We start from the raw sequence: 21,463 nt of genomic DNA, 5'->3' as shown, positions 1-21,463 counted from the left end.
AATCACACTGCGTGGTCCGATTTTCCCGACGGCCTCAGCGCGATGGCCAGCAGGACGAGCCCCAGCGCGCCGGCCAGGAACTGCGGCCAGCGGCGCAGCGCGAGGGGACGGCCTTCGAGCGCGACGTGCCGGTCGCCGTCCCCCACGAGCACGGCGCCGGCCCAGAAGAAGGGATGCGCCGTGGCCGGATCGGCGCGCAGGGCCGCCTGCGCGGCGGCGAGGGCCGCGGCCGCGTCCCGGCCGGCCGCGAGCTGCGCGTAGAACTCGCGCATGAGACGGCGGGTGGCGTCGTCGTCCACGGGCCAGAGCGTGGCGAGCACGGTGGGCACGCCGGCGCTGAGGAAGGCGCCGGTGAGTCCGAGCACGCCTTCGCCCGAGAGCGTGCGCCCGCCGGCGGACTCGCAGGCCGCGAGTACGGCGAGCTCGGCGTCGAGCCGGCCGCGCGCGATGTCCGCCGCCGTCAGCCCGAGGCCGGCGAGCGAGGACTGCCAGGGGTTCTGGTCGTCCACCGTGGCATGGGTGGCGAGGTGGAGCACGCCCCAGCCGCGGAGGGCGTCGAGCGCGGGGCCGGGGACGTCGCCGCCCGACAGGCGCGTGCGGCGCACGTCGCGATAGCGATGGGCCAGATCGTCCACCTCGCGGAGCGCGCCGGGCAGGCCGCCGGACGCGTCGGCCAGCGCCAGCAGGGGACGGGCCGGGGCGGGGCGCGCGGCGCGGAGCTGGGCCAGCACGGCGGCGGCCGGGACGCGCAGCCAGTGGTGGGCGGGGGCGTCGGCCGCGTCGAGCAGCGCCGGCGGGAGCAGGTTGAGCGGACCGTCCGGCACCAGGATCACGCGCGGGTTCTCGGCCAGCAGGTCCTCGACGCCCGCGAAGAGCTGGCCGCGCAGGGCCGCCGCGGCCGTCGCCACGAGCGCGGCGTCACCGGCGCCGGCGACGGGCGGCCGCGCCACGAGGCCGTAGAGCGCCCGCAGGCGCTCGGCCAGCGGCGCCTCGGGCGGCAGGAGCAGGGCCTCGCAGTCGTCGCGGGTCACGGCGAAGAGCACCGAGCGCTCCGGGCCGAGGTAGAGATCGAGCAGCAGCTCGCCGGGCTGCAGGGTCTCGCGCTGCAGGGCGTCCAGGGTCAGCGGGGGCCGCGCCGGCGCGGCCAGCGGGCCGGGGCCGAGCATCCGCTCGCGCAGCGTGCGCGCCTTGAAGCGCTGCAGGGCGTCGAAGGCCTCGCGGCGGCGCGCGTCGACGTCCATGCCCTCGCGCGGCGCCAGCAGCGCCGCGGCGAGATCCGTGTAGAGCAGGTGGCCGCTCGCTCCGCGCTGCTCCCGCCACTGCGGGTCGCGCGGCAGGCTGCGCTCCGCCTCCCAGACCTCCGCCCCGCGACGGAGCAGCACCCGCGCGCTGTCCGGCCTGCCCAGCGCGCGCTGCGCCGCCGCCGCGCGCGCCAGCGCCTCCACCCGGAAACCCGCCAGCCCCAGGTTGCGGGCCTCGGCGTCGACGCGCTCCAGCGGTTGCAGGGCGGCGCGGGCGCGTCCCAGCGCCAGCAGCAGGCGGCCGCGCTCGGCGTCGAAGCGAAGGGCCAGGGGACGGTCGTCGCAGGACGCCAGCGCCGAGGCGCTCGACTCCAGCGCCTCGAGCGCCCGGGCCTCGCCCTCCGACGCCGCCAGCGCCTGCGCCAGGCCCAGGCGCGCCTCGAGGGCGTTGCGCGGCGGCAGCGCCTCCCCCAGCGCGAGCGCCTCGCGATAGCGCGCCGCCGACGCGCGGGGCCGCGAGGCCTGCCGCGATTCGTCGGCCATCTGCAGCAGCACGCGGCCTTCGAGGTCCGGCCAGCCCTCGGCGCGGCAGGTGGAGAGGAGGGAGTCCTGCAGGGCGACGGCCTCGTCGAGGCGGCCGAGCTGCCGCAGACAGAGCGCGTGGTTGAGCGCGGGGATCACCGCGCCCTTGGGGTAGCCGAGGCGCAGCTGGAGCTCCGCCGCGCGCGTGAAGTGCAGCGCCGCGTCGCCGGGATCGCCGAGATCGTAGGCGAGCGCCCCGAGGTTGTTGAGTGCCATGGATTCCACCGCCACGTCGCCGAAGCTCCCGGCCTCGGCCGCCGCGCGGCGGAAGCAGTCCATGGCGCCGGGGTAGTCCCCCAGCTTGCTGAGGGTGATGCCGAGCCCGTTCCAGGCCCAGATCCCGCCGCGCCGCTCGCCCGCCGCGGCGAAGTGCGCGATGGCCTGCCGGTAGCGCTCCGCGCCGCTGCCGTTGTGCCCCGACTGGAAGTCCTGCCAGGCGAGTCCCACCTGCGCCCAGCCCTGGTGCGCCGCGTCCCCGGCGGACCCGGCCAGCTCGAGCAGGTCGGCGTAGAGGGCGGCGGCCTCGTCGGGGTGCCCGCGTCCCTCCGCGCCGACCCCGAGCCAGCGAAGGGCGCGGCACTGGCCCAGCGTGTCGCCCGCCGCGCGCGACAGCGCGAGGCACTCGCGCAGCGGCGTCTCGGCGCCGGGGGCGTCGCCCATGGAGACGCGGATCTCGCCCTGACGGCGCAGCAGGTCGCGCAGCAGCGCGCCGTCGGCGTGCGCGCGCGCCTCGGGCAGCAGGCTGTCGATGAGCGCGAGGGCCTGCGCGCCCTGCCAGGCGCGCTGGAGCGCGTCGAGGCGGGCGTAGCGCGGGTCGTCACCGGGCGAGGCCGCGGCCGCGGTCCGCGCCCCCAGCACGAGCACGAGGGCGAGCAGCGCCGGCAGGAGCGCCCCGCGGGGCGTCATTCGCGGGAGGGGTTCGAGGGGACCGGCAGCACCAGCGACTCGGGCGGCGACATCGCCAGCGGATCTCCGCCGGACAGCGCCTCCACCTGCCACACCATGAAGTCGCCGCCGTCGGGCAGCAGTGCGCGCAGGGCGGCGGCGTCGAGCGTGAGCTGGGTGCCGGCGCCGGCGTCGCGCGCGCCGAGGGGGTTCAGGGCGGCGTCGAGCAAGTGGACCGTGTAGGCGTCGGCGCCGGGCACGGGCGACCAGCCGAGGACGAGGGCGCCGTCCGCGGTCCAGCGCGCGGGCTGCAGCGCGAGCGCCACCGTGGGCGTCTGCCCGCGCAGCCGCAGCTCGCGTGGTCCGCCGCGGTCGAGAGCGTCGCGCAGCAGCGGCGTCACGGCCACGGCCAGCAGGAGGACGGCGGCCAGGGCCAGCGTCGCGCGCCAGACCGGGCGCAGCGGCAGCGCTTCGCGGCGCGGGAGCGCGGGGGCGGGACCGGGGTCGGCGGTGGCGTCGCGCAGGGCGGCGTCCAGGCGGTCGAGGGCGTCCTCCAGGGACGCGGCGGAGACGGGCGCGCCGCCCGCCAGGAAGTCCTGGTAGTCCAGCAGGCGCGCGCGGCAGCGGGGGCAGTCCTGCACGTGGCGGCGGCGGGGGTCGTCCGCGGGCAGTGCGGCCAGGTCCGCGAGGACCTCGACGGTGGGACAGGAATCAGCCACGGGCCTCGTCTCCTTCCTCGGCATCCTCGGCGCGTTCGGCGGCCAGCGCCGCCCGCAGGTGGCGTCTGGCCCGTTGCAGCACGGCGCGCGCGCCGCTGGCCTCCTCCAGCTTCAGCAGGCGCGTGATCCGGTCCACCGGCATCTTCTCCACGCAGCGCATCCAGAGCACCTGCTGATCCAGGGGCGGCAGCGCGCGCTGGATCAGCGCCAGCAGGCGCTCCTCGCCCTCGCGCTGGTCGAGCAGGTCGTCCTGTGCCGGCGCGGCGCTCGGCAGCGCGTCGGGCTCCAGGTCCTCGCCCAGCAGCGGCGGCCGGCGCAGGGCGTTGAGGCAGCGATTTCGCGCCACCGCATAGAGCCACGAGGAGAAGCGGGAGCGGCCATCGAAGCTGCCCAGCCCGCGGTAGGCGCCGAGCAGCACGTCCTGGGCGAGGTCCAGCGCCTCCTCGTGGTCCCGCACGCGTCCGTAGCACCAGCGGTAGACGCGCTCGCGGTAGCGGCCCAGCAACGCCGTGGCCGCCCGGCGGGCCGACGCGCCGTCGGCGCCGCGCGCCAGCGCGCAGAGCGCCTCGTCCGACAGCAGGTCGATCTCGCGCTTCCTCGACTCGTGAGACACGGAGCCTCCGGACAAATCACAGGGCCTCGCGGGAAGCGAGGCCCTCAAAGAGTATCAGATTGTCCTGAATGGCGCGCGGAAATCCGCGGCTAGATGCCCAGGTAGGCCTCGCGCACCTGGGGGTCGGCGAGAAGCTCCTCGCCGGTGCCGCTGCGGGTGACGCGGCCGTTCTCGAGCACGTAGGCCCGGTGGCAGAAGGCCAGCGTCTGCCTGACGTTCTGCTCCACCAGCAGCACCGTGATGCCTTCCTCGCGGTTGACCGACTTCACGATGTTGAAGATGTCCTGCACGAGGATCGGCGCCAGGCCGAGCGAGGGCTCGTCGAGCATCAGGATGGCCGGACGCGCCATGAGTCCCCGGGCGACGGCGGCCATCTGCTGCTCGCCGCCCGACAGCGTGCCGGACAGCTGCTTGCGCCGCTCCTTGAGCCGCGGAAAGAGCGAGTAGCAGTGGTCCAGCATCCGCGCGCGATGGGGCTTGGCGCGCTTGGAGATGGCGCCCAGGATCAGGTTCTCCTCCACGGACATCTCGTGGAAGAGATGCCTGCCCTCCGGCACGTGGATCACCCCGGCCTCGATGATCTCCATCGGGGAAGCCTTGCGCAGGTTCAGCCCGTCGAAGCGGATCGTGCCGCCCTTGGCCGGTGACAGGTTGGAGATGGTCTTCAGCACGCTGCTCTTGCCCGCGCCATTGGCCCCCACCAGCACCACGATCTCCCCGGGATGCACGGCGAAGGTCACGTCCCAGAGCACCTGCATGTCGCCGTAGCTCATGTCGACGTTGGTCACCTCAAGCATGCGTGTGCTCCTCCGGGTCGTAGTCGCTGCCGAGATAGGCCTCGATCACCGCGGGATTCCGCGACACCTCCGCCGGCGTGCCCTCCGCGATCGTCGCGCCGGAGGCGATGGCGTGGATGCGGTCGCTGATCGTCATCATCACCTTCATGATGTGCTCGACGATGATGATGGTCACGCCCAGCTCGTCGCGGATGCGCCGCATGATCGCGATCGCCTGCGTGAGCTCCGAGGGGTTGAGGCCGGCGGCGGTCTCGTCGAGCAGGAGGAGCTTGGGCCGCGTGGCCAGGGCCTTGGCGATCTCCAGACGCTTGCGGCCGCCGATGGGCAGGCTGCCGGCCTTCTGCTTGGACACGCTGTCCAGGTGGCAGAAGGTCAGCACCTCGCGCGCCACCTTGCGCGCGCCGGCGAAGCTGCGCTCGCGGGCGAAGGCGCCGGCCATGACGTTGTCCAGCACGGTGAGGCGCTTGAGGGGCCGCACCTTCTGGAAGGTGCGGCCGATGCCCAGGCGCGCGATCTCGTGGGTGGGCAGGCCGGTGATGTCCCGCTCCGCGAAGACGATGCGCCCGGCCGTCACGCTGTAGTAGCCGTTGATCAGGTTGAAGAGCGTGGTCTTGCCGCTGCCGTTGGGGCCGATGAGCCCCAGGATCTCACCCTCCTGCACGGCAAAACTCACGTTGTCGACGGCGGTCAGGCCTCCGAAGCGCTTGGTCAGTCCCTCCACGGCGAAGAGGCTCATGCGCCCTCCTTGCGTGGCGCGCGGCGGAAGCGTCGCGCGAGCAGATGCCAGTCGCCCACGACCCCGCCGGCCATCGTCAGGATCACCACCACCACCAGCGCGCCGAAGGCCAGCGCGTGCATCCGCGAGATCCAGCTCGGCCCGATGCCGAAGAAGGACGAGCGGAAGAGCTCCTGCACGAAGACCATGATCAGGGCGCCCACCGCGGGCCCCCACACCGTCCCCACGCCGCCGATGATGCCCACGAGGATGGTGATGATCGAGATGTTGTGCAGCGCGAAGACCACCTCGGGATCGATGAAGCCCATGTAGATCATGTAGAAGGCGCCGGCCAGGCCCGCGAAGAAGGTCGACACCGCCAGCGAGAGGTTCTTGGTGCGCGTGGTGTCGATGCCCAGGGCCGCGGCGGCGTCCTGATCTTCGCGGATCGAGAGGCAGTAGAAGCCCAGCTTGCTGCGCGTGATCATCTTCACGGCCACGAGCGAGAGCAGCGCGATGGCGGTGATGACGTAGTAGTAGGGCAGCTTGCTGGTCCAGGTGCCCATGTAGAAGATGCCGTTGTGGCCGGCGGTCAGCCACTCCTCCTCGCCGAAGACCAGCCGCAGGATCTCCGCCGAGGCCAGCGTGCCCAGCGCGAAGTAGGGCCCGCGCAGGCGGAAGACGAGCTTGCCCAGCAGATAGCCCAGCAGCACCGCGGCGAGGCCCCCCGTCAGCAGGCCCCACCAGGGCGAGAGTTTCCAGTGGTGGAAGGGCAGCCCCGACGCGTAGGCGCCGATGCCGAAGAAGGCCGCGTGCCCGAAGGACACCTGCCCGGTGTAGCCCGCGAGCAGGTTCCACGAGTTGCCCATCACGACCCACATCATGATGAGCACCAGCAGCCCCTGGAAGTAGGTGGACGTGTAGACGGTCAGCGGCGCCACGAGCATGAGCCCGATGGCCAGCCATTCCCGCCAGGAGAAGAAGCGCACTGCGACGTTCACGGCGGCCACCTCCTCAGATCTTGGTCAGCCGCTTGAGGCCGCCGGGGATGAAGACCAGCACGACGAGGAAGATCACGAGCCCCACCGCGTCGCGATAGCCCATGGAGATGTAGGTGGCGCCGAAGGTCTCGGCCAGACCGAGGATCAGCCCGCCGAAGATCGCACCCACCGTGGAGCCGAGGCCGCCCAGGATGGTGATCACGAAGGCCTTCACCGTGAAGATCGGCCCCACGTCCGGGTACAGGTAGTAGACCGGCAGGAGCAGCGAGCCGGCGGCGGCGTCCAGGCCGCTGCCGATGCCGTAGGTGAGGATCGTGATCTTGGCGGTGCTGATGCCCATCAGCGCCGCGGCGTGCTTGTCCTGCGCGGTGGCGCGCACGCTGCGCCCGAGGTCGGTGCGCATGAGGAACCAGAACAGCGCGAGCGTCAGGCCCAGCGCGATGAAGAAGGCGATCACCAGCGGCACCGCCATGGTGACGTCGCCCAGGTGCCAGGCCTTCTCGGTGTAGCTGGTCTGCACCGAGCGGTAGTCGCTGGTGAAGATCGTGCGCGCCAGTTCCATCAGCACCATGCCGATGCCGACGGTCATCAGCACCTGGTTCTCCGGCAGGATCGACGGCTTGTCGATCAGCGGATGCAGGAAGAACTTGCTGATCCCCTCCGCCAGCAGGAAGACCGCCGGGATGCTGATGAAGATGGAGAGGTAGGGATCGATCCCGAGGAACTTCCACAGCACCCAGGTGATGTACATCGACACCATCAGCACCTGCCCGTGGGCGAGGTTGATGATGCCGAGCACGCCCATGATGAGCGTCATCCCGATGCCGATGATCGCGTACAGGCCGCCGATCAGGATGCCCGAGATCAGCGTCTGCAGAAACAGATCCATGCCGGCTCCCCTCGCAGGTGGGATCGGGCGGACGACCGGCGCCCGGGGCGGCCGCGGCCGCCCCGGGGACCAGCCCTAGTTCCAGGTCTTGGCCCAGTCGATGGGATAGGCGTAGGGCGAGTTCGCCAGCGCCTTGGGCCAGATCAGCTTGAGCTCGCCGTCGATCCACTGCACGACGTAGGTGTCCATCTTGTTCTGATGGATCTTGTTGCCGTAGGCCGTGAACTTGACGGGACCGAAGACGGTCATCATGTCCGTCTCGTCGAGCGCCTTCTTGATGGACTCGGTGTCGATCTTCTTCGCGCGCTTCAGCGCGTCCGCCGCCACGTAGGCCGTGGCGTAGGCCTCGGCGCCGTGGTAGTCCGGCCCCTCGCCGCCGAAGCGCTCCACGTAGCGGTCGAAGAAGGACTGCGCACCCTCGAGCGGCAGCGACTGATGCCACAGCGTCGCGCTGATCACCTTCTCCGACGCCACGCCCGCATTCTCCTTGAACGCCGGCATCGTGTAGCCCGCGCCCGCGCCCACGAAGAGCTTCGGATCGAGGCCCAGCTCGCGCGCCTGCTTCATGAGCAGCGCCGCGTCCATCACGTAGGAGATCATGTAGACGAGATCCGGCTTCTGCTCCTTCACCTTGAGCAGCAGCGGCTTGAAGTCCACCGTGCCCGCGGCGTAGGAGGCGACCTCCATCACATCGACGCCCATCGCCGCGCAGGTCTTCTCGAAGGACTCCGCGCCGCTGGTGCCGAAGGTCGTGTTCTCGTGGAAGATGATCGCGCTCCCCGGCTTCACCACTTCGCCCAGGAAGCCCTCCAGACCCGACGCGTACTCCGACACCGGCGGATTGACGCGGTAGATGTAGAAGCGGTCGGCCTGGTCGGGCGTCATGTCGAAGGCCTCGGGCTCCGTGATCTTGTCGACCGAACCCGTGCACACCACGAAGGGAGTGCGGAAGCGCTGCGCGACCTGCGCGGCCGCGAAGGTGACCGAAGAGCTGTAGCCGCCGAGCACGAGCGGCACCTTGTTCACGCTGATCAGCTTCTCGATGCCGAGTCGCCCCACGTCCGGCTTGCCCGTGTCGTCCTCGAACTGGAACTCCAGCATCCGGCCGTTCACGCCGCCGGCGGCGTTGATCTCATCCATGGCCAGCGTGAAGGCGTTCTTCTCCATCTCGCCGAACTTGGCCTGCGAGCCGGTCAGGGGCAACAGCACCCCCACCTTGAGAGGTTTTTCCTTGGCCCAGGCCAGCGTCGGCAGGGCCAGCAGCAGGATCAAGAAGCAGATCAGGCTGCGTCGCATCACGTCTCCTTCCGGTCATGAACTCGCGGCGCGAGCGCATCCACGAGTTCAGTGTCCCTATTTCCGGTTAAGTTGCCATGAATCGCCCGGCCGATTCAAGGCAAAACGGATCTATTCTGACATGGATGGAGCCATGCAGACCCTGAAGACTTGATGTCGGGCTTGCCAGCTGAGGCCGAGCCCCTGCTTGACACCCAATCCCTTATCTCGCTAGGGTTTGCCCATCGCGTAGCGGATCACCCCGACCCAGGAGGCACCGATGAGCCAGCAGGGCGCGCAGCGCGGACAGTGGAGCAGCCGGCTGGGCTTCATTCTCGCCGCCGCCGGCGGCGCCGTCGGGCTGGGCAATCTGTGGAAGTTCCCCTACATCACCCTGGAGAACCACGGCGGGGCCTTCGTGCTCGTCTACCTGGCCGCCGTGATCCTGGTGGGCGCGCCGATCATGGTGGCGGAAATCCTGCTGGGCCGCCGCGCGGAGAAGGACCCCGTGGGGAGCTTCCGCGTTCTTGCCGCGGGCAGACGTGGCGCGGGGCTGTGGCCCGGCGTCGGCGTGCTCGGCGTGATCACGGGCTTCGTGATCCTCTCCTACTATAGCGTCGTGGCGGGCTGGACCATCCGCTACATCGGCATGGCGCTCAGCGGCCAGCTTGGCGACCTGGCCACGCACCCGGGGGCGCTCGACACGTTCTTCGGCGGCTTCCTCGCGAGCAGCGGACAGCAGATCACCTACTACCTGCTCTTCATGGCCGCCACGATCGGCGTGGTGTACTTCGGCGTGTCCAAGGGCATCGAGCGAGTGACGACGGTCCTCATGCCCTGCCTCTTTCTCATCCTCATCGCCCTGGTGATCTACAGCGCGTGGACGCCCGGCTTCACCAGGGCGCTCGCCTTTCTCTTCCGTCCCAACTTCTCGGAGCTGACGCGCGGAGCGATTCTCGAGGCGCTGGGGCACAGCTTCTTCACGCTGAGCCTCGGCATGGGCGCGATGCTCACCTATGGCTCCTACATGCAGAAGAGCGACAGCATCCCCCGCGCCGCGCTCCTGATCAGCCTGGTGGACACGCTGATCGCGCTCTTCGCCTGCATCATCATGTTCTCGATCATCTTCAGCTTCGACTTCGAGCCGCGCAAGAGCTCGACGATCCTCTTCACAACGCTCCCCGTGGTGTTCTTCAAGATGCCTGGCGGCGCGGCCATCAGCGCCTTCTTCTACCTGCTGGTGGCGTTCGCGGCCCTGACCAGCACGATCAGCCTCATGGAGGTGGTCTCCAGCTTCGCCATCGACGAGCTCGGCTGGAAGCGTCACCGCGCCGTGCTCACCATGGGCGGGGCGATCACGCTCTTCGGACTCCTCAGCGCGGTGAGCCTGGGCGCCAACTCGAAGCTGTCCAGCGTGAACCTGATCGGCCGCGAGTCCACCGCCGGCGTCTTCGGCACCCTCGACTACCTGGCGAGCAACTGGTTCCTGCCGGTGGGAGGATTCCTGATCGCGCTCTTCACGGGCTGGGTCCTGAGCCGCCGCGAGACGCGCGAGGAACTGGAGATGGGACACGGCGGCGAGATGGTCACGCACAACGCGTGGCGCTTCCTCATCCGCTTCGTGGCCCCGCTCGCCGTGGGCGCGATCATCGTCAGCGTGATTCTCGGCGCGGAGTACCAGTAGCGCCGGCGCTAGACTTCGGCCGGCTGGCCGCGGAGCGCGTCGCGCAGGGCTTCCAGGTCGCGACGTGCGCCGTCGCTGTCGCTCTTCGGATCCGCCAGTGTGGACGCGAGACGGAGGTCCAGATCCCGACCGGACTCGCTGCGCATGACGGCCCGCAGATGCAGTCCACCCTCCCGCTCGAGGCTGACGCTGCCCACCGCGCAATCCGGCACCTTCATCCACGCCAGTTCGTCGAGCAACGGCACCAGCAGCCAGCCATCGCGCGTGCCATAGATGACGAGCAGCTCCCCCCGCGGAAGCTCGTCGAGCCCCGCGAGATGATAGGTGCGGTACTCGCCCTGGATCGCCTCGTCGCTGACGCTGGCGATGCGCGACCGCAGCGCGGTGAGCGCCTCCTCGCCGCGGCGGCCCACCCGAGACAGGTAGATGCCGAGAAGGTAGGCCACGAGCGCCAGAACCACGGCGATCCCTGCAACGGTGTTGGTGGCGAGACTTTCGGTGACGCCGAAGAGCAGCACACCGGCCAGTACCAGGCAGAGAAGGGCGAGCAGGTACAGACGTGCCGGTGTCATGGCCGCAGGGTGGCAGGCGCCCCCCCGGGCGTCAAGACATTCGGCCGTCCTCTCCCGCGCGGCGCAGCTGCCGCCGGTCAGGGCGAGCCGCGCGCGCTCGCCCCGGCGACGACCGTCCGCGCGAGGCCCCGCTCGTGATGGAGCTGATGGCAGGCGCTGCAGAGCGTGATCAGGTTGCTCGGGTCGTTCGTGCCGCCGTTCGCGCGGGGCTTCCGGTGGTGTACTTCGAGGTATCGCGTGCTCGTGCAGCCCGGCCCCTGGCAGCGGTGGCCGTCGCGGGCGAGGATCGTCCGCCGCAGCGCCGGCGTGAGCGTGCGCGGCGGGTCGCCCCCGGGGGCGGGCAGTTCGCCACGGTTGGTGATGTAGGCCTTCGCTTGGCAGTCCGGGCAGCGGCGAATGATCACGGTGGCGGCCTGCTTCGCCCGCCCCCGGGGGCGGGTGGCGAGCGCGTCAAGCACCAGTTCTTCCTTCGAGTCTAGCTGCCCGTCCTTGCGCAGCTGCTCGATCAGCGCTTCCCAGCGCGCGTACTGCTCGGCCGTGAAGTTCAGCGTGACGCGCAGGGGCGCGGCGGCTTCGGCCTCCTCGCGGCGCGCTTCGGGCTCGCCCGCCGCGAACAGCGCCGGAGGATCCTGACGCCGTTTTGGCGGCCGCGGCCGGCTCGCCTTCACCTTCCGCTCGAGCGCCCGGCGGCCGAGGCGCTTGGCATCGCTCAACCAGAGGGTCTCGTTCGCCGGCGTCGCCACCGAGACGAGCTCCCGCGCCTTGGTCCAGGGCAGCTCGCCGGCCTCGACGGCGCGTCGTGTCTCCGGCAGGCGCTCGAGTGCACCGGCCATGCGCACGAAGGCCGAGAGCTTGCGCTCGGAGAAGCCCAGCGCATCGCGGCCATAGGCGTGGATCGAGGAGCCCCAGCTCGCGGTAAAGCCCCTCCTCCAGGATCGACGCGAAGGAGAGCAGCGCGCCCTTCTCGAGGCGTTGCAATCGCTCAAGTTCAGTCGTCAGAGCCCGGTGCAGTCGCCGGGCGCGGTCGGCTCGAGTCTCCATGATGAAAGTCCCAGGAAAGTGCAGCGGGAGGCTTGCGATGGATACCAATGTATAGTATCATACGAAGGCCGTCAAGGGCGGCACGAGAGATAGTCGAGAGAATCTTCCCGCGGCAGCCCCCACCCGCCCCCGGGGGCGAGCGAGACCAGGAGGTCCGATAGCGCCAGACACGCGCCGCCGCTGAACAACCCGCCCCCGGGGGCGGGGGAGAAGGGCGACGAGGTTCAGCGCTGCTCGGCGCGCTGCGAGAGCCAGAGTTCGAGCGCCATGATCAAGGCGGCGAGAATGAGTAGCGTGCGCGCGAGTTCCTTGCCGTAGCGTCCTGCATGCAGCGACGCCTCCAGCGGAGCCGCGTCGCCGATGACCTGGAGCCCAGGCAGGCCGAGGCGGAGCGCGAGGCTGTCCGCGGGAATCGGTGCGAGCAGGCCTTCGGCCGGTGGCACGTTGACCGCCGCCAGGCCGAGTTCGCGCACGCCTTTGGGCCTGCGCTCCTGCAGGCGATAGATGCCGGTGCGGCGCACCGTGGCCATGGCATGCGAGGGGAAGCTCGCCGCATCTACCCTGACGGGCAGGATGACGTCGTCCGGCCCTTTCACCTGCAGGGCGGCGGCCGCGGGCGGGGCGTCCTCGTCGAGCGCCCAGCTCAAGGTGCCGCCGGCGGTGGCGAGTTGGGGGCGCGCGGCGCCGGCCGCCTCCTGGGCCAGCTCCTGGAGCAGCGGCAGGAACATCGACGAGTAGGGCAGTTCGCCCCCCTTCGGCCCGGCGTCGAAGAGCAGCAGCCGGATGCGGCCGCGCTCGTGCTCCCAGCCGAGGAGGGCGGGGCCGCCGGAGGCGAAGCGCGCGAGCACGTCCCGATCCCCCGGGCGCGTGCGGAAGCTCTGCCAGAGCGGTTGCTCGGCGAGCACCTTGCGGTGATCCGCGGAGAAGTCCGCGAAGATCGGCGTGTCGGGATCGAGCGCCGCGAGCGTCTCGCGCGCGTTCCCTGCCGGTTCGAGCGCGTGGGGCCCCCCGATGCGCGGGAGCAGATGGCGCGCGAGGTCGGGCAGACCGTCGAGATCGGGGCACAGCACCAGGCCGCCGCCGCGCGCGACCGCATCCGCAAGAATCTGGGCGCGGGTGGCGTCCAGCCCGCCGCCGCCGCAGAGCACGACGAGGTGACGCCCCGCCACGAGATCGCTGGTCAGCGCGGCGATGCCACGCTGTTCGAGTTCGACGGCGATGGCCTCGGGCCGCCGCCCCTGGTAGGGATCCAGCGCGCGCGCGACGTGCTCGGCAAGGGATAGCCGGCCAGTTCCATCGCCGCCTGCCGCGCTGGGACTGGCGAGGAGCAGCACCTGCAGCCGCGAGGCCACCGGCAGCGTGAAGTTGAGCGCATCGTCCGGGGTGAAGCGGTCGGGCTTCTTCCGCCACTGCCCGACGATGGCGCCTTCGCTCTCCAGGGTCACGCTCAGGTCGCGCCAGGTGGGCGCGCCCGCGGTCGGGGTGAGCGTGAAGCCGCCGCGGTGCTCGCCGTCGAGGTCGAGCTCCACGGGAAAGGCGTCCGCGCTTTCGGCGCCGCTGAGCCGCGCGGCGACGGCGAGGTCGAAGGGACGTCCCGGCAGCACCGGCCGGGCGGGCAGGCGCAAGGCGCTCAGCCCCACGTTGGGCGGCGGATCCTCGCTCAGCGGAAGGGCGAAGAGCCGCAGCTCGCCCGTCGGAGGCAGCGCGGCGCTGTCCTGCGTGGCCGCGGCGAAGTCGCTCAGCAGGTAGAGCTCGCGCTGCGGCTGGGGGCGGAGCGCGAGATCGTCCATGGCCCGGGCCAGCCCCGCGCGCAGGGCCGCGCCGCCGTCGGCGTCGGGCCAGCGGTCGAGGAGCTGGGCGGCGAGCGCCGGGGACACGGGGCCGCCGCCGAGGTCCCTCGGCTCGTCTTCGAGGGCGTAGACCAGCACTTCGTCGCGGGGGCGCAGGCCGTCGAGGATCTCGTGCGCGCGTGCGCGCGCGCGCTCCGCCAAGGTGCCGTGTTCGGTCTGAAGCTGCATGCTGGCGCTGTTGTCGATGAGGAGGGCGATGGCGCGGGGCGCGTCCTCGGGGAAGATCGCCGCCAGGGGCCCGGTCAGGGTGGGTCGCGCCAGCGCGAAGGCGACCAGGGCGATCAGCAACATGCGGAGAAAGAGGATCAGCAGACGCTGCAGGTTGAGACGCCGCATCTGGCGACGGTTCAGCTCGCGCAGGAAGCGGAGGCTGGGGAAGTCGAGCTGGGGGAGACGTCGTCGCTCGAGCAGGTGAATGACCAGGGGCACGAGGCTGCCGAGCAGGCCGAAGAGGAGGACGCTGTTGAGAAAGCCCACGCGCACCGTCCGGAGAGGGGTCGTCGAAAACTAGCAGTCGTGCGGATACGCGGCAACGGCCGCTTTTCGCCCGATCAGGGCGCGACGACGGCCAGCAGGAAGGCGCGGATCTCCGGTCCCCAGGTGGGGAGCGCCGCGCCCGACTCGCCGCGCAGCAACGCGCGCTGAAGCAACGCCAGCCAGGTGGCGCCCACCAGGCGGGGCGAGAGGGCGCGCAGGCCGCCGCCGCTTCGGTCCGCGGCGAAGACCGCAGCCACGCGGCCGGCGAGGTCGCGCTCCAGGGCACGGAGGGCGTCCCGGGCGGCAGTCGGCAGGGTGGCCTCGGCGCCGAGCAGCTGGGCGTAGAGCGTCTCTTGCGGCGCCAGCGCCTCGAGCTGACGGTCCAGCTCGGCCTCGAGGGCGGGGGTCGGAGGACCCAGCGCGGCGCGATAGTCGGCGGCGAAGGCGTCGAGCACGGCGATGAGGAGGTCTTCGCGTCGGGGAAAGTGGACGAACAGGGCGCCGTGGGAGAGCCCGGCGGCCAGAGCCACCTGCTGGGTGCTCGTGGCCGCCAGGCCCCCCGCGGCGATCTGCTCTCGGGCGGCGTTCAGGATGGCCGCGCGACTGCGCGCCCTTCTCTCGTCCCTCCTGCTGCTCACGGCGACCGCCCGAACTGAGTGTGAACTCAGTGAGTGCTCGCTCATTGTAGCGCCTAGGCTGACAATGTCAAGCCCTCTGGACGGAAACAGATGGCGATCAGGGCCAGTGCGGGATCGGTACCCCCATCTGCTGGGCGGTGAAGGCGTAGAGATCGGCGTACTCGGCCAGGGACTTGTCCAGCGGCGTGCCACCGCCATGGCCGGCACGGGTCTCCACACGGAGCAGGACGGGCGGGCCATCGGCCGGCTGAACGGCCTGCAGGCGGGCGGCGTACTTGAAGCTGTGGGCGGGCATGACGCGATCGTCGGTGTCGGCCGTGCAGACCATGGTGGCGGGGTAGCGCACGCCCTCCTTCAGGTTGTGGTAGGGCGAGTAGCCGTAGAGGACCGGGAACATCGCCGGGTCCTGGGGATTGCCGTAGTCGCTCTCCCAGGCCGAGCCGTAGCCCCAGAGGTTGAAGCGGAGCATGTCCATCACGCCGACGAGCGGCAGGGACACGCCGAAGAGGTCGGGGCGCGCGTTCACGACGGCGCCCACCATCATGCCGCCCTGGCTGCCGCCCATGAGGGCGAGGCGGTGGGGTGTGGTGTAGCCGGAATCTACGAGCCATTCGGCGCAGGCGATCATGTCCTGAAACGTGAGCGGACGCCCCTCGAGCGACCCCGCCTGGTGCCAGGGCTCGCCGTACTCGCCGCCGCCGCGGATGCAGGCCAGCGCGTACACCCCGCCCATGTCCAGCCAGGCCGTGAGCGTCGACGAGAAGTGCGGCTGCTGGCTGACGCCGAAGCCCCCGTAGCCGTAGAGCATCGTGGGGTTGGTGCCGTTGCGCACGAGGTCCTTGCGATAGGTCAGGAAGAGCGGGATGGCCACGCCGTCCACGCTGCGGCAGAACACCTGCTGCGACGTGTAGGGCGACGTGTCCACCGGCACCTCGTAGCGGCGATACACGCTGCTCTCGCCCGTGGCGAGGTCGTAGCGGTAGAGCGTCGTGGGCGTGAGGAAGTCCGCATAGCTGTAGAAGGTCTCGGTGGCGTCCCTGCGGCCGCGGAAGCCGCGGACGGTGCCGAGACCGGGCAGCGCCACGTCCGCCAGTAGCCGCCCCTGCAGGTCGTAGCGCAGCACCTGGCTGCGCGCGTCCTTGAGCGCGCCGACGAAGAGCGCGCCCCCCACCTCGCTCACCCACTGCAGCGGGTAGCGGCCTTCGGGGATGATCGTCTCCCAGCGCGCCTCCTCGGGATGGCGGCGGTCCACCGCGATTACGCGGCCGAGCGGTGCGTCCTTGGTGGTGAGGAAGTAGAGCCGGTCGCCGACGTTCGTGACGTAGTTGTACTCGTGCTCCGGGTCCTGAAGGAAGGGTGTGGGCTTGGCGCCGGGGTCCGTGAGGTCGAGCAGGCTGAGCAGCCCGAACATGGAGCCGCGCGGGTAGACGGTGATCAGGCCCAGGTCGCGCTCCTCGTTCATGTCGAGGCCGAGCAGCCAGTCGGGATGCTCGGGCAGGTCGAAGATCCTGCGATCATCGCTCTGCGACGTGCCCAGCCGGTGGTACCAGACCGCGGCGCTGCGGGCCGCCGCCTGTGTCTCCTCACCGGGAGCGGGCTCGGGGTAGCGCTCGTAGTAGAAGCCGCTGCCGTCGGCGTTCCACTTGCCGCCGCCCTTGCTCCAGCGGATCAGCTCGTCGTGGACGTGACCCGTGTCGATGTCCATCACCTGCCACTCGACCCAGTCGCTGCCCTTGGAGGAGCGGGCGAAGAGCACGCGGCTGCCGTCTTCCGAGATGTCCATTCCGGCCAGGGCAATGGTGCCGTCCTCGCTCCAGGTGTTGGGATCGAAGAGCACCTTGGGCTCGGCGTCGAGGCTCTCGGCCCAGTAGCGCACCCACTGGTTCTGGAGGCCGTCGTTCGCGGAGTAGAAGTAGCGGCCGGCCTTCTTGCTGGGCATGGAGTAGCGCGGGTAGTCGCTGAGCGCCTTGAAGCGCGCGAGCAGGCGGTCGCGACCGTCGATCGTGTCCAGGTAGGCGGAGGTCTTCGCGCTTTCGGCGGCGACCCAGGCGGCGACCTCATCGCTGCCGATGTCCTCCAGCCAGCGGTAGGGATCAGCGACCTGGCTGCCGTGGTAGTCGTCCACCTGGTCCACGGTGCGGGCCGGGGGATAGGTGAGCGCGGCCGCGATCGTCGGCAGAAGGACGAACAGGATCGCGAGTCGAAGCCGGCGGAACATGCGAGCATCCATGGGTCAGAGCTCCCGGCGCAGGGTCTGCGCGCTGTCGCAGTGGTGAAGCGCGAACTCCCGCGACGCCAGCAGCGGCGCCGGCACGGCGTCGCGGGGAATGGGCGCGAAGCCGAGTCGAGCGAAGAAGGGCGCCGCGTCGAGCGTGAGCAGGCAGACGGCGGCGACCCCCGCGCGGGCGAGCTCGTCGAGCACGCCCGTCGCCAGCGCGCGGCCGAGGCCGCGGCCACGGGCGCCGGCGTCCACCGCCACGGAGCGCAGCAGCGCGAAGTCGCCGTGGCGTTCGTAGCCGGCACAGGCGAGCACGCGGCCGTCTTCGCGCAGAACGCGCATCTGCACGGGGGCGTCGTCCTCGCCGGGCACGGGCAGGCCGGCGGCGCGAAGCAGCCCGGCCACGGCGGCGTCGTTGTAGTCGGCGGGCATGGGCGCGGGGACGTCCACGAGGCCCAGCTCCGCGTCGGCCTCGATCTCCACCACGAAGTGGGGCGCGATGAGGGCGCCAACCTGCACCATGGTGGTGGCGGGCATCACGTCGCCCAGGGCTTCGCGGTGGGCGCGGCCCACGGCCTCCCAGTCGCGCGCGATGTCGGTGACGAAGATCCGCGTGCGCACGACGTCGGCCAGCGAGCCGCCCGCGCGGGCCAGCGCGGCGGCGATCTTGGCCAGGGCGTCCGTGGCCTGGGCGTAGGCGTCCGCGCCCTCGCCCACGGTGCCCGTCACCACCACGCGACGTCCCGCGCGCACCGCGCGCGAGTAGCCGACGATGGACTCCCAGGGCGCGCCGCTGCCGAAGTTCTCGCGCCGCACGCTCACGGCGAAGGCGGCGCCGGCGGAGCCGCGGGCGGCGTCGATGACGGCGGCGCCGGCCGGACCTTCGCCGCGGCGCGGCGACGTCCCACGTGCCCGGCGATCCAGCCGCCGAGGAAGCCCAGCGCGAAGAGCGCCAGGTAGACGAGCACACCGGACACGCGCGTCTCCCACACGAGGAAGCGCAGCGTCACCTCGCCCATGTTCTGCAGGGCCACGAGCAGGATGAAGACGAGCAGCACGGCGATCAGCCAGCGGCGCATGGCCTCTCCCTTCGCCAGCGGGTCGTCCGCATCCTAGCAGATCGCGGCGACGATCACAGCGGCTTCCGCGCCTCGAATCGAGCGCTCCAGACCTTGCCCTCCACGGCCGCCGCCACGCGCTTCGCCGCCTCGGCGTCGAGCCCGCCCCCGCCGCTGTCGCAACCGCAGCCGCAGCCGGCGGACTCGGCGCCCGGATCCAGCTCGCAGACCATGTCCTCAAGCTGGCTCGCCGAGTAGACGAGCCGCTCCGGCACGTCCACGTCCGCCAGGCCGGCGGCGGCAAGCCCCGCGCGGTACTCGGCCTCGCTGATGGCCCCGCCCAGGCAGGCGCTGCGCGCCACCGCGCTGTCGCGCAGCGCCGCCGGCAGGTCCTCGGCGACGATGTCGCTCACCTGCACGCGCCCGCCGGGCTTCAGCACGCGGGCGATCTCGGCGAAGACCCGCGGCTTGTCTGGCGACAGGTTGATCACGCAGTTGGAGATCACCCAGTCGACGGAGGCGTCCGCCACGGGCAGCGCCTCGATCAGGCCCTCGCGCAGTTCCACGTTGGTCACGCCGGCCGCGGCCAGGTTCGCGCGGGCCGCCTCGAGCATGGCGGCGGTCATGTCGACGCCGATCACGCGCCCGGTCGGCCCCACCTTGCGCGAGGCGAGGATCAGATCGACGCCCGCGCCCGAGCCCAGGTCCAGCACGGTCTGGCCCGGCTCGACGGCGCTGAAGGCCAGTGGGTTGCCGCAGCCGAAGCTGCTCGCCAGCGCGTCGGCGGGCAGCGCGGCGAGATCCGCCTCGCTGTAGCCGGCCAGCGCCGCCACCGTGGACGCGCTGGCCTCGTCGCCGCAGCAGGAGCCCCCGCGCTTGATGGCCGCGCCGTAGTGCTCCGCGACGCTGCGGTGTTCGTCGTCGTGTTTCATGGGCAGTCGCACTCCTGATTCGGGGGACAGCAGGCGTCCAGGGCGTCCGCGATGGCGCGCAGGGTGCCCGCGAGATCGGTGTTGAGCCGGTAGAAGACTTCGCGGCCCCGCTTCTCGGCGCTGACGATCCCGGCGTCACGCAGCCGGGCCAGGTGCCGCGAGACCACGGAGAGGTCGCGCGCGCAGCAGCCGCCCAGCGCTCCCACCGTGGCCGGCCCCCCCGCCGCCGCCAGGCGCAGCAGCAGGGCGAGACGGTTCGGGTCGCCGAGCGCCTTGAAGAGGGCGGGTTCGAGCAGGCCGTCGAGGGCGCTTCCGGGGTCGCAGTTCATTTGCATGACGATGCAAATATAGCACAGCCGGGCGGGAGCGCAAGGCTAGAAGTAGAAGCGCAGCTCCGCGAACACGGTGTCCGGCAGCGTGCCGAACTCGCTCCGCGGCACGGCGATGCCGAACGGCCCCGGGTGCGTCCCCTTGCCGAGGCCGTAGAGCCCCCCGGCGCCGATGGCGGCCTCCTGGGCAAAGTCCCAGTTCAGCGCGGGCTCGAGCAGCATCGAGGCATCGTGCAGGTTGCGCAGCGCGAAGAGGCTGAGCGCCAGCAGCGGCCGCGCCTGCCAGTTCAGGTTGAGCGCCAGATAGTCGCGGCCGAGCAGGAAGGCCTCGCCGCGACGGATCTCCGGCACCTGGGCAGCGGCGAGATAGCCGTCCACTGACGTGGCCCCGAAGCTGTCGTGCTGGAACTCGAGCGCGGCGGAGAGATCCGCGAGTAGCTGCCGCTGCGCGCCGACGGTGAGGCGCCAGGTATCGTCGCGGTGGCGCCCCGCGCGGGCGAGCCCCTCCGCGTAGTAGCCCGTTCCCCCGAGATCCGTGGACAGCGAAACGCCGGCAAAGGGCTCGTGCATGCCCACGCCGCCCAGCAGCGTGGCGCTGACCCCGCCCAGGTCGAGACGCCCCCGCGCCAGCAGCGCGCCCGCGTCCAGGGAGTCCGCGTGGGCCACGGCGATCAGCTCAGCCTCGCCCCGCAGGCCGAAGGCGCGGCCGAGGCGCAGGGCGTCCACGCCGCGCTTGTACTCGGTGTCGAGGGCGCCGGGGGTGAAGGGCGCGAAGAGATCGAGGCTGGGCAGCAGCAGCGCGTTGCCCAGCGTGACGGCCTGTCTTCCTGCGCACAGGGTCATGTCGGCGCGGCGCACGCTCAGCGCGAGGCGGTCGAGGTCGCGCAGGAGCGAGTAGCCGTCGCCGCGCTCCACCGTGGCGTCGAGGTCCCGCCAGCGCCAGTCCGTGGCGGACGGCAGCGCAAACGCCGTGGCGCCGCCCGTGCCCAGCACGGCGGTGAAGTCGCCCGCGGCATCGACGCGCGCGCCGCCGCCAAGGCGCAGCGTGGCGTCCAGGCGCAGGCGCTGGGTGCTCACGGCCTGGCGCTCGGCGGCGTCGCCACGGGTGACGAAGGTGAAGCTGCGGCCCGCGCCATCCAGGCCCAGGCTCCACGTCTCGCCTTGCCAGTCGTAGAGTGCCCGCGCCGGCGTGGCCGCGGCCAGGCAGGCGAGCGCGAGGAGCGCGGCGCGTCTCACGCCGGCACCACCGCGGAGTGGCGCTCGTCGCTGGCCACGCGCCCGTCGCGCAGGCGCACCAGCCGGCTCGCGCGCTCCATGATGCGCGTGTCGTGGGTGGAGAAGATGAAGGTCGTTCCGTAGCGGGCGTTCAGGGACGCCATCAGGTCGAGCAGCGCGTCGCCCGTGGCCGTGTCGAGGTTGGCCGTGGGCTCGTCGGCCAGCACCAGAGCCGGCCGCGCCGCGATGGCCCGCGCCACCGCCACGCGCTGCTGCTGCCCGCCCGACATCGACGCGGGCCGCCGGTGCTCCATGCCCGCCAGCCCCACCTCCTGCAACACCTCCATCGCCCGCGCGCGCCGCTCGGCGGCCGGGCGGCCCTGGATCAGCATGACGTACTCCACGTTCTCCACCGCGCTGAGCACCGGCACCAGGTTGTAGGACTGGAACACGAAGCCCAACCGCTCGCGCCGCAGCGCCGCCAGCGCCTTGCCCGAGAGCGCGCCCAGGTCGCGCCCTTCGACGATCACGCGCCCCTCGCTCGGCCGATCGAGTCCGCCCACCAGGTTGAGCAGGGTCGACTTGCCCGAGCCCGACGGCCCCGCCAGCGCGAGGAACTCGCCGGCGGTCACGCTGAGGTCGACGTGGTCCAGCGCGAGGACCGTCTCGCCCTTGCTCACGTAGCGGCGGGTGGCGCCCTTCAGTTCGACGACGATGTCCATGGCAGTCCTT

The 21,463-nt window shown here is 71.6% G+C and carries 20 protein-coding genes; 1 reads left to right on the top strand and 19 read right to left on the bottom strand.

The genetic code is table 11. The features are described 5' to 3' along the window. Positions 1 to 2 precede the first annotated feature (2 nt). From H6693_04920 to H6693_04885, 8 genes are all read right to left on the bottom strand, one after another. Complete coding sequence (locus tag H6693_04920; GenBank protein MCB9515512.1) at positions 3 to 2,729, bottom strand: CHAT domain-containing protein; 2,727 nt, start codon at positions 2,727 to 2,729, stop codon at positions 3 to 5. Further along, complete coding sequence (locus H6693_04915; GenBank protein MCB9515511.1) at positions 2,726 to 3,427, bottom strand: hypothetical protein; 702 nt, start codon at positions 3,425 to 3,427, stop codon at positions 2,726 to 2,728. The genes H6693_04920 and H6693_04915 overlap by 4 nt, the downstream gene beginning before the upstream one ends. Beyond that, positions 3,420 to 4,040 (bottom strand): sigma-70 family RNA polymerase sigma factor, encoded by a 621-nt coding sequence (locus H6693_04910; GenBank protein MCB9515510.1) that lies wholly within the window; start codon positions 4,038 to 4,040, stop codon positions 3,420 to 3,422. Before H6693_04910 ends, H6693_04915 begins: the two co-directional genes overlap by 8 nt. Positions 4,041 to 4,129: 89 nt before the next feature. After that, complete coding sequence (locus tag H6693_04905) at positions 4,130 to 4,837, bottom strand: ABC transporter ATP-binding protein (protein ID MCB9515509.1); 708 nt, start codon at positions 4,835 to 4,837, stop codon at positions 4,130 to 4,132. Further along, entirely contained in the window at positions 4,830 to 5,573 is a 744-nt protein-coding gene (locus H6693_04900) for an ABC transporter ATP-binding protein (GenBank protein ID MCB9515508.1), read from the bottom strand. The genes H6693_04905 and H6693_04900 overlap by 8 nt, the downstream gene beginning before the upstream one ends. After that, positions 5,570 to 6,499, bottom strand: coding sequence for a branched-chain amino acid ABC transporter permease (locus H6693_04895; GenBank protein ID MCB9515507.1), 930 nt, complete (start codon positions 6,497 to 6,499; stop codon positions 5,570 to 5,572). Before H6693_04895 ends, H6693_04900 begins: the two co-directional genes overlap by 4 nt. A 67-nt stretch (positions 6,500 to 6,566) precedes the next feature. Then, entirely contained in the window at positions 6,567 to 7,442 is an 876-nt protein-coding gene (locus H6693_04890) for a branched-chain amino acid ABC transporter permease (protein ID MCB9515506.1), read from the bottom strand. Between the two features lie 75 nt (positions 7,443 to 7,517). Beyond that, entirely contained in the window at positions 7,518 to 8,738 is a 1,221-nt protein-coding gene (locus H6693_04885; GenBank protein MCB9515505.1) for an ABC transporter substrate-binding protein, read from the bottom strand. A 259-nt stretch (positions 8,739 to 8,997) separates the two neighbouring features. Between H6693_04885 and H6693_04880 the strand changes: the two genes are divergently transcribed. Beyond that, entirely contained in the window at positions 8,998 to 10,401 is a 1,404-nt protein-coding gene (locus H6693_04880) for a sodium-dependent transporter (protein ID MCB9515504.1), read from the top strand. An 8-nt stretch (positions 10,402 to 10,409) separates the two neighbouring features. Here H6693_04880 and H6693_04875 read toward each other — a convergent pair whose 3' ends face one another. The 11 genes from H6693_04875 to H6693_04825 all read right to left on the bottom strand — a co-directional run bounded on the left by H6693_04875 (position 10,410) and on the right by H6693_04825 (position 21,453). Next, entirely contained in the window at positions 10,410 to 10,973 is a 564-nt protein-coding gene (locus tag H6693_04875; GenBank protein MCB9515503.1) for a hypothetical protein, read from the bottom strand. A 77-nt stretch (positions 10,974 to 11,050) separates the two neighbouring features. Beyond that, a complete protein-coding gene (locus H6693_04870; protein MCB9515502.1) occupies positions 11,051 to 11,806 on the bottom strand; it encodes an HNH endonuclease in 756 nt (251 codons plus the stop codon). A gap of 432 nt (positions 11,807 to 12,238) precedes the next feature. Further along, a complete protein-coding gene (locus H6693_04865; protein ID MCB9515501.1) occupies positions 12,239 to 14,347 on the bottom strand; it encodes a BatA domain-containing protein in 2,109 nt (702 codons plus the stop codon). Between the two features lie 68 nt (positions 14,348 to 14,415). After that, positions 14,416 to 14,979: a helix-turn-helix transcriptional regulator gene (locus H6693_04860; protein ID MCB9515500.1), complete on the bottom strand. Its 564-nt coding sequence runs from the start codon at positions 14,977 to 14,979 to the stop codon at positions 14,416 to 14,418. Positions 14,980 to 15,076: 97 nt separating this feature from the next. Further along, complete coding sequence (locus H6693_04855) at positions 15,077 to 17,209, bottom strand: S9 family peptidase (protein MCB9515499.1); 2,133 nt, start codon at positions 17,207 to 17,209, stop codon at positions 15,077 to 15,079. A gap of 3 nt (positions 17,210 to 17,212) precedes the next feature. Then, entirely contained in the window at positions 17,213 to 18,019 is an 807-nt protein-coding gene (locus H6693_04850; protein ID MCB9515498.1) for a GNAT family N-acetyltransferase, read from the bottom strand. After that, complete coding sequence (locus H6693_04845; GenBank protein MCB9515497.1) at positions 18,016 to 18,276, bottom strand: LapA family protein; 261 nt, start codon at positions 18,274 to 18,276, stop codon at positions 18,016 to 18,018. Before H6693_04845 ends, H6693_04850 begins: the two co-directional genes overlap by 4 nt. A 53-nt stretch (positions 18,277 to 18,329) precedes the next feature. After that, entirely contained in the window at positions 18,330 to 19,187 is an 858-nt protein-coding gene (arsM, locus tag H6693_04840; GenBank protein MCB9515496.1) for an arsenite methyltransferase, read from the bottom strand. Then, positions 19,184 to 19,522 carry a helix-turn-helix transcriptional regulator gene (locus tag H6693_04835; GenBank protein MCB9515495.1) on the bottom strand — a complete coding sequence of 113 codons (339 nt, stop codon included), beginning with the start codon at positions 19,520 to 19,522 and terminating at the stop codon, positions 19,184 to 19,186. Before H6693_04835 ends, arsM begins: the two co-directional genes overlap by 4 nt. A 39-nt stretch (positions 19,523 to 19,561) precedes the next feature. Then, the gene (locus tag H6693_04830) at positions 19,562 to 20,752 is read right to left on the bottom strand and encodes a hypothetical protein (GenBank protein MCB9515494.1); all 1,191 of its coding nucleotides are present in this window, start codon (positions 20,750 to 20,752) and stop codon (positions 19,562 to 19,564) included. Further along, entirely contained in the window at positions 20,749 to 21,453 is a 705-nt protein-coding gene (locus H6693_04825) for an ABC transporter ATP-binding protein (protein ID MCB9515493.1), read from the bottom strand. Before H6693_04825 ends, H6693_04830 begins: the two co-directional genes overlap by 4 nt. Positions 21,454 to 21,463 lie beyond the last annotated feature (10 nt).

The organism is Candidatus Latescibacterota bacterium, assembly GCA_020633725.1.
GTDB lineage: Bacteria > Krumholzibacteriota > Krumholzibacteriia > JACNKJ01 > JACNKJ01 > VGXI01.
This window is presented reverse-complemented; position numbering and strand designations above follow the sequence as displayed.